12 protein-coding genes are annotated in these 12,900 nt (G+C 71.8%); 7 read left to right on the top strand and 5 right to left on the bottom strand.

The window, feature by feature from the left end; genetic code table 11:
• The first annotated feature begins 90 nt into the window (after positions 1 to 90).
• The 4 genes from ABZZ17_RS13015 to ABZZ17_RS13000 are packed head-to-tail and all read left to right on the top strand — an operon-like array spanning position 91 to position 3,738.
• Positions 91 to 1,674: a PP2C family protein-serine/threonine phosphatase gene (locus ABZZ17_RS13015; RefSeq protein ID WP_356875128.1), complete on the top strand. Its 1,584-nt coding sequence runs from the start codon at positions 91 to 93 to the stop codon at positions 1,672 to 1,674.
• The gene (locus ABZZ17_RS13010) at positions 1,671 to 2,753 is read left to right on the top strand and encodes a cobalamin-dependent protein (protein WP_356875126.1); all 1,083 of its coding nucleotides are present in this window, start codon (positions 1,671 to 1,673) and stop codon (positions 2,751 to 2,753) included. Before ABZZ17_RS13015 ends, ABZZ17_RS13010 begins: the two co-directional genes overlap by 4 nt.
• The gene (locus ABZZ17_RS13005; protein WP_356875124.1) at positions 2,750 to 3,181 is read left to right on the top strand and encodes an STAS domain-containing protein; all 432 of its coding nucleotides are present in this window, start codon (positions 2,750 to 2,752) and stop codon (positions 3,179 to 3,181) included. Before ABZZ17_RS13010 ends, ABZZ17_RS13005 begins: the two co-directional genes overlap by 4 nt.
• Before the next feature lie 41 nt (positions 3,182 to 3,222).
• Complete coding sequence (locus ABZZ17_RS13000) at positions 3,223 to 3,738, top strand: MarR family transcriptional regulator (RefSeq protein WP_356875122.1); 516 nt, start codon at positions 3,223 to 3,225, stop codon at positions 3,736 to 3,738.
• A gap of 19 nt (positions 3,739 to 3,757) precedes the next feature.
• Here ABZZ17_RS13000 and ABZZ17_RS12995 read toward each other — a convergent pair whose 3' ends face one another.
• Entirely contained in the window at positions 3,758 to 4,720 is a 963-nt protein-coding gene (locus ABZZ17_RS12995; protein WP_356875120.1) for a sensor histidine kinase, read from the bottom strand.
• The gene (locus ABZZ17_RS12990) at positions 4,717 to 5,523 is read right to left on the bottom strand and encodes an MEDS domain-containing protein (RefSeq protein WP_356875118.1); all 807 of its coding nucleotides are present in this window, start codon (positions 5,521 to 5,523) and stop codon (positions 4,717 to 4,719) included. The genes ABZZ17_RS12995 and ABZZ17_RS12990 overlap by 4 nt, the downstream gene beginning before the upstream one ends.
• A 313-nt stretch (positions 5,524 to 5,836) precedes the next feature.
• On the opposite strand from ABZZ17_RS12990, the gene proP reads away from it, so the two are divergent.
• Positions 5,837 to 7,333 (top strand): glycine betaine/L-proline transporter ProP, encoded by a 1,497-nt coding sequence (gene proP / locus ABZZ17_RS12985; protein WP_356875116.1) that lies wholly within the window; start codon positions 5,837 to 5,839, stop codon positions 7,331 to 7,333.
• A 6-nt stretch (positions 7,334 to 7,339) separates the two neighbouring features.
• Here proP and ABZZ17_RS12980 read toward each other — a convergent pair whose 3' ends face one another.
• Both ABZZ17_RS12980 and ABZZ17_RS12975 read right to left on the bottom strand, forming a co-directional pair.
• A complete protein-coding gene (locus tag ABZZ17_RS12980; RefSeq protein ID WP_356875215.1) occupies positions 7,340 to 8,539 on the bottom strand; it encodes a family 16 glycosylhydrolase in 1,200 nt (399 codons plus the stop codon).
• A gap of 334 nt (positions 8,540 to 8,873) precedes the next feature.
• Complete coding sequence (locus tag ABZZ17_RS12975) at positions 8,874 to 9,317, bottom strand: transglycosylase SLT domain-containing protein (RefSeq protein ID WP_356875114.1); 444 nt, start codon at positions 9,315 to 9,317, stop codon at positions 8,874 to 8,876.
• A 440-nt stretch (positions 9,318 to 9,757) separates the two neighbouring features.
• Here ABZZ17_RS12975 and ABZZ17_RS12970 point away from each other — a divergent pair, with 440 nt between their 5' ends.
• Together ABZZ17_RS12970 and ABZZ17_RS12965 are read left to right on the top strand one after the other, a co-directional pair.
• A complete protein-coding gene (locus ABZZ17_RS12970) occupies positions 9,758 to 10,210 on the top strand; it encodes a hypothetical protein (protein WP_356875112.1) in 453 nt (150 codons plus the stop codon).
• A gap of 112 nt (positions 10,211 to 10,322) precedes the next feature.
• Positions 10,323 to 11,666 (top strand): LCP family protein, encoded by a 1,344-nt coding sequence (locus ABZZ17_RS12965; protein WP_356875110.1) that lies wholly within the window; start codon positions 10,323 to 10,325, stop codon positions 11,664 to 11,666.
• A 46-nt stretch (positions 11,667 to 11,712) separates the two neighbouring features.
• On the opposite strand, the gene ABZZ17_RS12960 is transcribed toward ABZZ17_RS12965, so the two are convergent.
• On the bottom strand, positions 11,713 to 12,828 hold the full coding sequence (locus tag ABZZ17_RS12960; protein WP_356875108.1) for an AI-2E family transporter: 1,116 nt from the start codon (positions 12,826 to 12,828) through the stop codon (positions 11,713 to 11,715).
• Between the last annotated feature and the right edge of the window lie 72 nt (positions 12,829 to 12,900).

Genomic DNA, 12,900 nt, shown 5'->3' with positions numbered 1-12,900 from the left:
GGCCTTCGGCGTTTGGTGAATTCCACCCGGGCAACTTCCCTTCCCACCCCGGTAGACGTTCCGTGGCGTGATGCTCCCTACCCCGTCCTCGTGGCGGACGCACAGTCCGTGCTGGTACTTCTCAACGAGGCGGCCGGACTGGTCTTCCCCGACGCCCGCCCCGGCTCGCCGATGGCGGGTTCGGTGCCCTCCTGGCTCTCCTCGGCGCACGGGCAGTGCCTGTCGCGGGTCCCCGCACAGCGGCCCGGCGCCGACCGGGCTTCGATGGCGCAGGGCCCGGTGGGCGACCGTGCGTACGAGGCGCACCCCACGGTACGTGACGACGGGACGGTGGTGTGGTGGCTCGTCGACGACACCGACCACCGCCTGGCCCGTGAAGCCCTGCGGATGGAGCGGGAACGCACCGCCTTCCTGACCCGGGCCTCCAACCTCCTGCTCTCCTCCCTCAATCTGGACCGGTGCATGGACGTCACGGCGCAGATGGCCGCCGAGCACCTCGCCGACGCCGCGCTGGTGATCGCCCCTTCCCGCGGGCGCGAGCTGCCCGTGGTGGCCTGCCTCCGCGGGGGAACCCCGACGGTGTCCGGCGTGAGCGCCGACCCCGAGCAGGTGCCGGGGCTGGGGGAAGCGCTCCAGGGGTTCCCGCCCGTTCCCTCCCGCTGGATCGACCCCGACACCGCTCCCGCGTGGCTGATCCCGGAGGGCTTCGGGGACGTCGGCTCGATCGTCATCACTCCCCTGCCCGGACACGGCGTACCCGCCGGCGCCCTCGTCCTGCTGCGCCGGACCGGGAGCGAGGCGTTCACGGAGGGCGAGGAGGTCTTCGCCCGGCTGTTCGCGGCCCGCGCCGGCGCCGCGATGTCCGCCGCCCGGCTGTACGCGGAGCAGGCCTCGATCACCGAGACCCTGATGCGGGAGCTGCTGCCTCCGGCGCTCCACCAGGTCTCCGGCGTGGAGTACGCGGGCGGCTACCGGCCCTCGCAGGACCACGAGCGGATCGGCGGCGACTTCTACGACGTCCATCCGGCGGCGGTGGAGGGGGAGGCTTCCCTCGTCGTGCTCGGTGACGTGTGCGGCAAGGGGCTGGAAGCCGCCGTGATGACGGGGAAGATCCGCAACACGCTGCACGCCCTGCTGCCGATGGCGGACGACCACCAGCGGGTGCTGAGTCTGCTGAACACCTCGCTCCTGAACACCCACAACGCACGGTTCGCCACCATGGTGCTCGCCTCCGCGATGCGCGAGGAGAACGCGGTCCGGCTGCGGCTGACCAGCGCCGGCCATCCCGCCCCGCTGATCCTGCGCTGCGACGGCCGCGTCGAGGAGGCCCCCACCCGGGGAACGCTGGTCGGCGCGCTGCCCGCCGTCACCGCCGAAACGGCGCTCGTGACGCTGGCGCCGGGCGAGACCTGCGTCCTCTACACGGACGGGATCACCGAGGCGCGCGGCGGGCCGCTCGGCGGTTCCATGTTCGGCGAGGACCGCTTGCGCCGGGCGCTGGCGGAATGCGCGGGCCTGCCGGCCGAAGCCGTCGTGGAACGGGTGCAGATGCTGGCTTCGCAGTGGGTGGGGACCGGTCGCCACGACGACATGGCCGTCGTCGTCATCTCCGCCCCCCGTACGAACCACCTCAGCGCGGTGAACGGCCACACGCGGGGCAGGTTCACCGCATGACCACGGATCTGGCGAACGCCCCGACACTCGAACACCTGACGGACCGGCTGTGGGAGGCCGCCCTCCACGGCGACGAACACGCCGCGACCGCGGCCGTGCGGCAGGCGCTGGACGACGGACTGCACGCGGAGAGCATGCTGCTCGACGTGATCGCCCCGGTCCAGGGCCGGGTCGGGACGGAGTGGGCGGCCAACCGCATCAGCGTCGCCCAGGAGCACGCCGCCACGGCGATCAACGACCGGGTCGTCGCCGTGGTCGCGCAGCACCCGTCGGCGCGCGGGCCGCGCACCCGGGGCCGGATCTCGGTGGCCTGCGTGGACGGCGAATGGCACGCCTTTCCGGCCCGTCTCCTGGCCGAGGTACTGCGGCTGCGGGGCTGGCGCGTCGACTACCTCGGCGCCCAGGTCCCCACGCCCCACCTGGTCACGCACATCCACCGGACGGGCCCGGACGTCGTCGCGCTCTCCAGCTCGATCGCCACCCGGCTGCCCACCGCGCACGCGACGATCACCGCCTGCCAGGCCGCCGGTACCCCCGTGCTCGTCGGCGGAGCCGCCTTCGGCGCCGACGGACGCTACGCCCGACTCCTGGGCGCCGACGCCTGGGCCCCCGACGCCCGCAGTGCCGCCGACGCCCTGGCCCGCGGCCCGTTGACGCGCCCCCAGCCAGACCACCAGGCCATCGACGACCTCCCTCACCTGACCGACCAGGAGTACACCCTCGTCACCCGCAGCCGTCCGCAACTCGTTCGGATGGTCTTCACCGGGCTGGAGGCCGCCTTCCCCGCGATGCGCGACTACAGCGAACTCCAGCGGGAGCACACGGCCGAAGACCTGGCCCACATCCTGGAGTTCCTCTCCACGGCCCTCTACACGGACGACGGAGACCTCTTCTGCGAGTTCCTCCAGTGGACCGCCGGCGTCCTCACCGCGCGCGGGGTCCCCGCCCGGAGCCTGCTCCCGGCACTGGAGTTGCTCGGTTCCGAACTGAAGGACTTCCCCCGCGCCGCCGCGATCCTGCGGGCGGGCGCCGCACGCCTGACCAGTACCCTTCTCACCGCCGCCGGGGCCGCCGAATGACCAGCACACCCTCCGGCTCCCTGCTCCTGACCCAGATCGACACGGGCGACACCGTGCGCCTGGAGTTGCGCGGCGACCTCGACCACCACTGCGCGGACGTCCTCCTGGACGCCGTGACCCGGGTGTTGGCCGAGCGGACCCGCCTGCGCGACCTGCACCTGCACTGTGCGGAACTCGCCGCCGTCGACTCGTCCGGCCTGTCCACGCTGCTGATGATCCGACGGCGCACCGGCGCGGCCGGCGTACGCCTGCACCTCGATGACCGGCCCGTACGACTGGACCGGATCCTGGAGGTCACCGGTACGCTGGAGCACCTCACCGCGGCGGACGCGGCGGGCAAGTCCGGCTCGTCCGCGGCGGAGAGACGGTCCGCCGCTTCGGATGAACCCATACCGGTGCGCTCCAGCAGGCCGGACACCAACGTCTGACCGGCGCCGCCGGGTGACCCGCTCGCGCGGAGGGAAACCAGATGCCGGCACCGGCCCCCCGGCCCCACAGCACCGGCCACGACGCGGCACGGTCCGTCGGCGACATCGTCGAATTCCTGGACGTCATATGGGAGAACGCGCGTCAGGCCAGCGCCGCGGCCCCCGCCTCCGCGTCGCAGCTACGCCTGATGTACCTGGTCGACCGCCAGCCCGGCATCCGCATGCGCACCCTGTCGCAACTCCTGGGCGCGGCCGCCCCTTCCGTCACCCGGCTGTGCGACCGCCTGGAGGCCACCGGCTTCCTCAAACGCCACCCCTGCCCGCACAGCGGCCGCGAACTCACCCTCCGGCTGACCCCGGCCGGCGAGACGCACCTCGCGCGGATACGCGAGACCCGCGAGCAGACGCTCTCCCACGCCCTCGACTCGATGACTTCCGACAGCCGCCGCGCCCTCAGCACGGGACTCGCCGCGCTGTACCTCGGCCTCACCACGGCCGGTGCCGTCCCCGAGCAGCCGGACCCCGACGGCCGGACCACGCTGCACGGGCTGCCCTAGACCGGCCTGGACCGGCGGCCTAGGGCCGGGTGTCCATGTGGAGGCGGATGGTGGTGCCCTGTTCGCGGGTGGAGCGGATTTCGACCAGGTCGCACAGCTGGTGGGCGAGCCAGAGGCCGCGGCCGCCGACCTGCCCGGGGGTGGGGCGGGTCCGGCCCGTCATCGGGTCGGTGATGTGGCCCGCGTCCCGGAACTCGCACAGGAACGTCGACTGCTGGGCCCAGGTGCGCAGGGTGCCGCGGCCCCCACCGTGGCGGATGCTGTTCGTCGCGATCTCCGTGACGGCGACGGCCAGTTTGGGCAGCCGGTCCTCCGGGACGCCCGCGTCGGCCGCGCACTGGGACACCTTCGAGCGGATGGCGGACAGGTCACCGTGCGTGTAACTCAGCTCCTGGTAGGGATCGCACGGATCGGCGAGGACGTCGAAGGGGTAGTCGTCGACGGCGAGGTACACGTCGTTGGGCAGGTACCGGCCGTCCCGGCGGATCAGCGGGTGGCAGCGGGACAGGGCCCGCAGGGCGTCCTCGTCCCCGTCGGCGGCGTCGTACGGGCACAGCATCGACCACGTGGGGCTCTGCGCGAAGGCCCGGTTCAGGAGCCATTCGTGATGGCGCAGTTCGGAGAGGTGCGCGGCGCTGCGTACGTGACGCCAGTCCGTTTCGCCGATGCCCCGTACCGGCCGCTCTCCTTCGCCCCGCTCCTTCATCCAGGCCGCCCAGGCGGCGATGTGCCGGCCGGGGTTGGCGCCCGCCGCCGTCGTGTCGACGAAGGTGACCGCGGGCTCGTCGGCGAGCTCGCTGCGCAGGAGGGAGGTCTTGTCCGCGGGCACGGCGATGACCACCGCTTCGCCGTCGTCGAGGGCTTCGTGGACGAAGCCCAGCGTGCCGGAGAGGAACTGTGCGTCCCCGCTGTAGGGGTACAGCTCGTGGCGGAAGGCGGCCTCGTCCGGGCCGGACGGCTTCGAGGGCACGGTGGCGGTCATGCGCCCATCACCACCGGCATGTCGGCGCCCGCGTAGCCCGCGAGGTCCCAGCACAGGCGTACGGTCTCGTTGGCGCCCTCCACGACGATCCTGCGGTCCGGGACGTGGCGGGCCGCGTCGACGAGGGCGTGCATTCCGGCGGCGTCGATCATCTCGAGGGTGTCGAAGCGCAGCGTCACCTTGGGTGCCCGCCGCACTGCCGCGCGTACGGCGCCGTTGAACGCCGCCGCGCACTCCGAGTCGATCACTCCGTCCACGCTCCAGCTGTCAGCGCCCGTGCTGAACATCCGGAAGGCCGGGCGTTCAGCACGTCTGCCCATTTCGTGGGGGTGCACGCATGCCACGTGTTCCAGCGTAGGCGCCCGCCACTGCGCCGGCTGGAAGGCGCAGACCACGATGGCGCCGGTCTCCGAGGCGAACTCGTCGAGCTGCAGCTCCTGGGCCACGAGTTCCTCGGCGGCTCCGGGCTCCGTCGCGGGCATCCGTTCGGCGAGGACGCGTACCGACCGGTAGCCCTCGCGGGCCGCGGTACGGGCCTCGCGGCGCACGGCGGCGAGCAGGAAATCGGGCTGCGCGGGACTCGGGAAGTCGAGGATCACCGAGGCGGAGGGAACGGCGTCGCGCGTGAGCCCGGAGGCGGCGCCGGTGGAACCGACGACGACGATCTTGTCCCCGTACAGGGCTCCGTCGGCCACGTAGGCCCGCGCGTCCCCCGCGGACGTCCTGGCCGGGTGCACGAGCCAGCAGACGTGGTCACCGAGCTCGACCTCGTCGAACGTCGCCAGCGCCCGCGCTGCTCTCACCTGGCCTCCTCCTCGACGTTGCGGCCGGTCCGGGATGGGCCCGCCCGGCGGATACAGCAGACTACTGGGCCCGGCCCGGCGGTCGTCGCACCGAACGGGACCGGCAGGTGAACGTGCGGCCGCACGACACGGTTCCCCTGCCCGGGCCGCGCGGCGTCAACCCACGGGCAGCCCGGCGCCGCGGCCGGCCGCCCGGCCGCGCGCACGCGCCGCAGAGTGTGATCCGCGCCTCATCGGGGCGTCCGGCCCGTTTGCGAACGCCATGATCGCGCAGGCGGGAGGGCTGGAACACCCCCCGAGGAAAGGACCGGCCATGGCGGCCCCCCATCCCCCGCAGGCGGCCGATCCGGAAGCGGTGAAGCGCCATCCCGGGCTCTTCCGCGCCATCAAGCAGCGCCGAAACCCCAGACTCCGCAGGACGGACATCACCGTCACGGACGACCGGGCGGTCAAGCGTGCGGTGAAGGCGGCCTCGCTCGGCAACGCCATGGAGTGGTTCGACTTCGGCATCTACTCCTACCTGGCCGTCACCCTCGGGCACGTCTTCTTCCCGACGGGGAACGACACCACGCAGCTGCTGTCCTCGTTCGCGACCTTCGCCGTCGCCTTCCTGGTACGTCCCCTCGGCGGCATGTTCTTCGGCCCCATGGGCGACCGCATCGGCCGCAAGAAGGTCCTGGCCCTCACCATGATCTTGATGGCGGTCGGCACGTTCGCCATCGGCCTCATCCCCTCGCACGGCACGATCGGCCTGTGGGCCCCGGCCCTGCTGATCCTCTTCCGCATGCTCCAGGGCTTCTCGACGGGCGGGGAGTACGGCGGCGCCTCCACCTTCATCGCCGAGTACGCGCCCGACAAGCGCCGTGGGTACTTCGGCAGCTTCCTCGAATTCGGCACGCTGGCCGGATACGTCGGCGCGGCCGGGCTCGTCACCGCGCTGTACGCCGTGCTCGACGACGCCCAGATGGAGACGTGGGGGTGGCGCGTCCCGTTCCTCGTCGCCGGACCCCTCGGGCTGGTGGGCCTCTACCTGCGGCTGCGCCTCGACGAGACCCCGGCCTTCCAGAAGCTGGAGGGCGGCAGCGCCCGCGCCAGCGAGGTCGCCGACGGCGTGGAGACGACCGCCAAGGGCGACCTCGCGAAGATCTTCCGCGGGTACTGGCCGACGCTGATCCTCTGCGTCTGCCTGGTCGGCGCGTACAACATCACCGACTACATGCTGCTGTCGTACATGCCGACCTACCTGTCGGACGAGCTCGGATACAGCGAAACGCACGGCCTTCTCGTCCTGCTCGCCGTGATGCTCCTCCTGATGCTCGTCATCAGCCAGGTCGGCAAGCTGTCCGACCGCTTCGGCCGCAAGCCGCTGCTGATGTCCGGCATGGCGGGCTTCTTCGTGTTCTCCCTCCCCGCGTTCCTGCTGATCCGCCAGGGCTCCATCCCGGCGGTCAGCATCGGCATGCTCATGCTGGGCGTCTCCCTCGTCTGCCTGCTGGGCACGATGTCCGCCGCCCTGCCGGCGCTCTTCCCGACGCACGTCCGCTACGGCTCGCTGTCCGTCGGCTACAACCTGTCGGCATCGGTCTTCGGCGGGACGACCCCGCTGGTGATCACCGCGCTGATCAGCTGGAGCGGCTCGAACCTGATGCCCGCCTACTACGCGATGGGCGCGGCCCTGGTCGGCATCATCTCCGTGGCCTGCATGAAGGAGACCGCACGGAAGCCGCTCGACGGTTCCCCGCCGTCCGTGGAGACGGCGGAGGAGGCCGCGGAACTGTGCGCGGCCCAGTCCCCTGACCCGAAGTTCTGACCCCGGTCAGCCGGCCGGGACCGTCCACTTCTGCCCGGCGGCCCCGGTGCAGGTCCACAGCTGCAGCCGGGTCCCGTTGGCGGAGCCGCCTCCGGTGACGTCGAGACACTTGTCCGCCTGCGGGTTCACGACGTCCCGGGCCCCGGACACCGCCCAGCGCTGGGCGCCGGTGCCGTTGCAGTCGTAGAGCTGGACCGGCGATCCGTCGGCGGTGCCGCCGCTCGCGACGTCGAGGCACTTGCCGAGGGCCCGTACGGTCCCGTCGGAGCCGAAGGTCCACCGCTGGGCGGCGGTGCCGTTGCAGTCGTAGAGCTGGACCGGGGTGCCGTTGGCGGGGTTCGCGCCGTTCACGTCGACGCACTTGCCGGCGAGTCCGCTGATCTGGCCGGTCCGGGCGCCGGGGCCGCCGTCGTACGAGGTGACGCGGACGTGGTCGACCACCAGTTGCTGGGGGAAGGCCGTGGTCCCGTCGGGGTCGCCCGGCCAGTATCCGCCGACCGCGAGGTTGAGGATCAGGAAGAACGGCTTGTTGAAGGCCCAGCTGCGCCCGCCCAGGTCGGCGGGGGTCCGTCGCTGGTAGACGACCCCGTCGACGGACCAGGTGACCGAGTCGGGGCCCCAGTCGACGGCGAAGGTGTGGAACGCGTCGGCGAAGGCCTGGCCGCCGGGGAGGGAGTACGCCGCCCCGATGCCTCCCGCGCCGGAGTAGCCGGGTCCGTGGAGGGTGCCGTGCACGGTCGACGGTTCGAAGCCGACGTTCTCCATCACGTCGATCTCACCGGAGTCCGGCCAGCCGACCTGGCCGATGTCGTTGCCGAGCATCCAGAAGGCGGGCCACATGCCCTGGCCGCGCGGCACCTTGAGCCTCGCCTCGACGTGTCCGTACGTCTGGGTGAAGCGTCCCGCCGTGTTCAGGCGGGCCGAGGTGTATTCGCAGCGGCCGTACCAGCAGGTGTAGCCGGCCGGGTTTTCCCGGCGGGCGGTGATGACCAGGTGGCCCTGCCCGTCGAGGGCGGCGTTGCGGTTGCCCGCCGTGTAGTACTGCCGCTCGTGGTTGTTGACGTTGTCGCCGGTCTCGATCTGCCATTTCCCGGGGTCGACGGCAGCTCCGGCCGGTCCGTCGAAGTCGTCGGAGAAGGTCACGGCCGCCGCGGCGGCCCGGGGTGCGGGGGCGGGCTCGGCGGCGCCGGTGGCCGGGGCGGCCAGACCGCCCCAGCAGACCAGGGCGAGGGCGCATAAGAGAGCGCGTCGATGCCAGGTGGGGTGCACGGTGATCACATCGCTTCGGGGGTGGGGGGAAGGGAGCGGGGAAGGGGTGGGGAGACATGCGAAGACATGCCCATGACAATCCACTGCCAGGGAATGAACGCGGAAGCGGGCCGTCCGGGCCCCTTTGTTCACTACTTGATTCAAGGCGCAGCGCTACGGCCGCGTCAAGACGCCCGCACCGTTCGGAACCCAACGCCCGAGTACGCGAAGACGCCCGGCGGGGGTGTCCCGGCCGGGCGTCTCGCGATGTGTTCTCGGGTCCGCTGGTGGCTTAGTACCAGTGGTGGGTCTGCCAGAAGTTCCAGGCGCCGACGGGGCTGCCGTAGCGGGAGTTCATGTAGTCCAGGCCCCACTTGATCTGGGTGGCCGGGTTGGTCTTCCAGTCGGAACCGGCCGAGGACATCTTCGAGGCCGGCAGGGCCTGGACCAGGCCGTAGGCGCCCGAGGAGGAGTTCGTGGCGGTGTGGTTCCAGCCGCTCTCACGGGACACGATGTTGTTGAACGCCGCGAACTGCGCCGGGTCCTTGATCATCTGCTGGGCGATCGCCTTGGCGCTCGTCGGAGCCGCCTGGGCGGGAACCGTGGCGAGCATCGAACCGGCGACGCCGAGGGCGACGACGGCACCCGCGAGGGTCTTCTTCGAAGCGGCGATGCGGCGGATGACAGCGTTCGGCACAAGGAAACCTTCCACAGGGGACAAGGGCGGTCGCGGCATGCCGAAGGCATGCGTGATCCCTTCACGCGGTGGAGAGGGGTTCGTCAGCGGCAGGTGAGTGAAACACCCGGGCCGCCCGGCGACACATCCAGTTCTACCGACCCCCCACCCCCCTGGCAACGAGCCCGCTTACTACCCGCCCTCGCAGCCGAGGCCCCCCGGCCCGCCGCCGAGCCGTAACGTATCCATGCAGGTCGGAGCCCGTCCTCGCGGTGCGCCAGGGGCCTCCAGGGCCTACTACCCCAGGTCGTATGTGACGTGGGTCCTATGGGGCGGCTCACCCCGGAGCCGCCCGAATCTCACCGAACGTCACTGCTCGTACCCCCGCGAGAGAGGCCGCCCGCATCCGTTCGGGCGAAAACGGAGGCGACCTGACCCAGCGCATCCCGAGGCGCGCCATGGTCTGTCCAGCGGATTCGGAACGAAACGAGGATGGAACAGTGCACCTGAGGCATATCGGCACGATCCTGGGCGCGGCCGCGCTGGCCGTCATGACGATCCCGGCGAACGCTCATGCCGCGGCAGTCGCCTGCGGCGGAAGCGTGTCGACCGGCCGCGTGGCCGTCAACGGCTGCATCAGCGCCCAGCGGGGGTCTGCCGGCAGGTTCCCCACGCGAGAGATCACGGCGCACATCAAAGCGCGCAATACCGGCACCAAGGGGCTGAACGTCTCCTACGAGGCCTTCTTCCGCGTCGTCGACGGCGGCCACTGGGAGAAGGTGGGGAGCGGTCGCACCTACGTCCGGGCCGGCGAGTCCGTCGGACCCGTGGAAGTGGGGAGCACGACCCGGGTGTGCGGTCCCGTGAAGGTCGAGATCCGGGTGCACGCGCGAGCCGACGGCGCCGCCTGGAGCGGCTGGTCTCCCGCGGTCACGAAGCAGTGCCAGACCTGAGCACCCGACAGATGCAGGCGGGGGCCGGGCTCGGCGCGTACAGCCCGGCCCCGCGCACATGGGTCACTACAGTTCCGATTGGAGATGATTCGTCCGGATTTGAGGATGTGCGTTGCGTCGACTCACCGTTGCCCTCACGCTGCTGGCCACCCTTATCCCCGGCTCGTACCTGGGCTCGCAGGCCGTTTCGGCCGGGCACGGCCCCGCGGGCGGAGGCAGTCGCGGTACGAACATCCTCGTGGTCGGCGTCGACAGCCGCACCGGCATCTCCGCCGCGGAGAAACGCCGCCTGCATGTGGGCGGCGAGGGGTGCAACTGCACCGACGTGATGATGCTCGTGCACCTCTCCGCCGACGAAAGGCGGGCGAGCGTGGTCTCCATTCCCCGCGACTCCTACGTCGCGTACGCGGACGGCACCGTCCCCGCCCGCAAGGGAAAGATCAACGGCGCGTACAAGATCGGCGGCGGCCCGCTCGCGGTGGCCACGGTCGAGAAGGCGACCGGTCTGCACATCGACCACTACCTGGAGACCGGTTTCGTCGGCTTCGAGCAGACGATCAACAACCTCGGTGGCGCGACCGTGTGCACGGACCGACCGGTCAAGGACGAGAACTCGGGGCTCGACATCGGCCCCGGCCGGCACCACACCGACGGGAACACGACGCTGCGTTACGTCCGGGCCCGGCACGTCGATCTGCGGCCCGGGGACCTCGGCCGGGTCCGGCGCCAGCAGCGCATGGTGAACGACCTGCTGGAGCGCCTGACCGCCGACGGCGCGCTTTCGGGTCCGGTGAGCACGGCACGGACCGTCCGCACCCTGCTGAAGTCCGTCCGCACCGACGAACGGACGGGGCTGGACGACCTGGTCCGGATCGGCTGGGCGCTCGGGCGGCTGCGGGCGGAGCGGACCGAGTTCGCGACCGTCCCGATCCGGCTGTTCGACCACCGCGTCCCCGGCGTGGGGTCCACCCTCGTATGGGACGAGGCCCGCTCCGCGGCGCTGTGGGACGCTCTGGGCGCGGACCGTCCGATCACGGGCGACACCCGCATCCAGCCCGTCGCGGAGACACCGGCCCTGACCAACCCCGCGGCGATCGCCGTCCGCGTGGACGACGCCGCCGTCGCCGCGGCGTTGCGCGCGAACGGGTTCGCGGTCACCGACACCTCGGCGTCGGCACCGGCCGTCCGCCCGGCCGGGCCCCCGGTCATCCGGTACGCCGTCGGACGGGAGGACGATGCGGCGACCCTCGCGGCCGCTCTCCCCGGATCCCGCCCGCAGCCGGTACCCGGCCACGGGAGTTTCTTCGACGTGTCCGTCGGCGCGCAGCCCGTCACGGTCAAGGCCGTCACCTACGACCGGAACATCGTGGACGGAGCACCGGTGACCGCGGACAGCCTCCGGTGCGCCGTCACCGAGGGCCGGCCGGAGCCCGTGGCCGCGTCCGTCGGCCGTTGACGGCGTCCGCTGCGGCCCCCGGGCCCGAGGGGGTCGTGCGGCCCGGCTAGGACGGGGCGGGGGAACCGGGCAGCGGTTCGTCGGCCGTCGACTCGTGTGGTGTTTCGCCGAGTTGATCGCGCAGGTAGTTCCAGACGACGGCGATGAGCGCGGCCGCCGGTACCGCCAGCAGGCTGCCCACGACGCCGGCGAGGCTGCCGCCCAGCGTCACCGCCAGCAGGACCACCGCCGCGTGGAGCCCGAGTCCGCGGCTCTGGATCATGGGCTGGAACACGTTGCCTTCGAGTTGCTGCACGAGGACGATGATCGCCAGCACGATCAGCGCGTCCGTGAGGCCGTTCGACACCAACGCGATGAGGACCGCCACGAGACCGGCGAAGAGGGCCCCCACGATCGGCACGAACGCGGACACGAAGGTCAGCACCGCCAGGGGCAGCACCAGGGGAACGCCGACGATCCACAGGCCGAGACCGATGAACACGGCGTCGAGCAGCCCGACGAACGCCTGGGAGCGGACGAACGAGGCCAGGGTCTTCCAGCCGCGCGCGGCGACGACCGGGACGTCCGTGGCGAGGCGCCCGGGAAGCTGGCGGGCGAGCCACGGCAGGAACCGTGGGCCGTCCTTGAGGAAGAAGAACATCAGGAAGAGCGCCAGGACCGCGGTCAGCAGGCCGTTGAAGATGGTGCCCACCCCCGTGGCGACGGTGGAGACCGTGCTGCCGAGGCTGCTCTGCAGGCGGGCCGTCGCCGCGTCGAAGGCGCCGGCAATCTGGTCGTCGCCGATGTTCAGCGGCGGCCCGGCCGCCCACGCGCGAAGCCGTTGGACGCCTTCGCCCACTCCGTCGACCAGTTCGCCCGACTGGGATGCGACGGGCACGGCGATGAGCGCCACGACGCCCGCCGTCACGAGGACGAAGAGCACGGTGACCACGGAGGCGGCGAGCGCGGCCGGCCACCCCTTGCGGCGCAGGAACGCGGCCAGAGGCCAGGTCAGGGTGGTGAGGAGCAGGGCGACGACGACCGGCCAGACGACCGACCACATGCGGCCCAGAACCCAGAGGGCCACCGCCGTCATCACCAGGACCACCAGCAACTCGGCGGACACCCGGGCCGACGTGCGCAGTGCGGCAGCCGTTCTTCTGGAGCTCAATATGACAGACATGGGGTCACCCTATTCCGCTGACGGGCGTGCTCCTTTCGGTGCGGTCCCCGCCGCGACGCGCGCCCGCGTCCG

The organism is Streptomyces sp. NPDC006512 (assembly GCF_040611935.1).
Taxonomy (GTDB): domain Bacteria; phylum Actinomycetota; class Actinomycetes; order Streptomycetales; family Streptomycetaceae; genus Streptomyces.
Note: the sequence above shows the minus strand (reverse complement) of the source record. Positions and strands in the feature narration are given on the sequence as shown.

Bases quoted from the DNA above. Each gene is read 5' to 3' on its own strand.
- ABZZ17_RS13010 (WP_356875126.1), top strand. From the start codon at position 1,671: ATGACCACGGATCTGGCGAACGCCCCGACACTCGAACACCTGACGGAC.
- ABZZ17_RS13005 (WP_356875124.1), top strand. From the start codon at position 2,750: ATGACCAGCACACCCTCCGGCTCCCTGCTCCTGACCCAGATCGACACG.
- ABZZ17_RS13000 (WP_356875122.1), top strand. From the start codon at position 3,223: ATGCCGGCACCGGCCCCCCGGCCCCACAGCACCGGCCACGACGCGGCA.
- ABZZ17_RS12995 (WP_356875120.1), bottom strand. From the start codon at position 4,720: ATGACCGCCACCGTGCCCTCGAAGCCGTCCGGCCCGGACGAGGCCGCC.
- proP (WP_356875116.1), top strand. From the start codon at position 5,837: ATGGCGGCCCCCCATCCCCCGCAGGCGGCCGATCCGGAAGCGGTGAAG.
- ABZZ17_RS12975 (WP_356875114.1), bottom strand. From the start codon at position 9,317: ATGCCGCGACCGCCCTTGTCCCCTGTGGAAGGTTTCCTTGTGCCGAAC.
- ABZZ17_RS12960 (WP_356875108.1), bottom strand. From the start codon at position 12,828: ATGTCTGTCATATTGAGCTCCAGAAGAACGGCTGCCGCACTGCGCACG.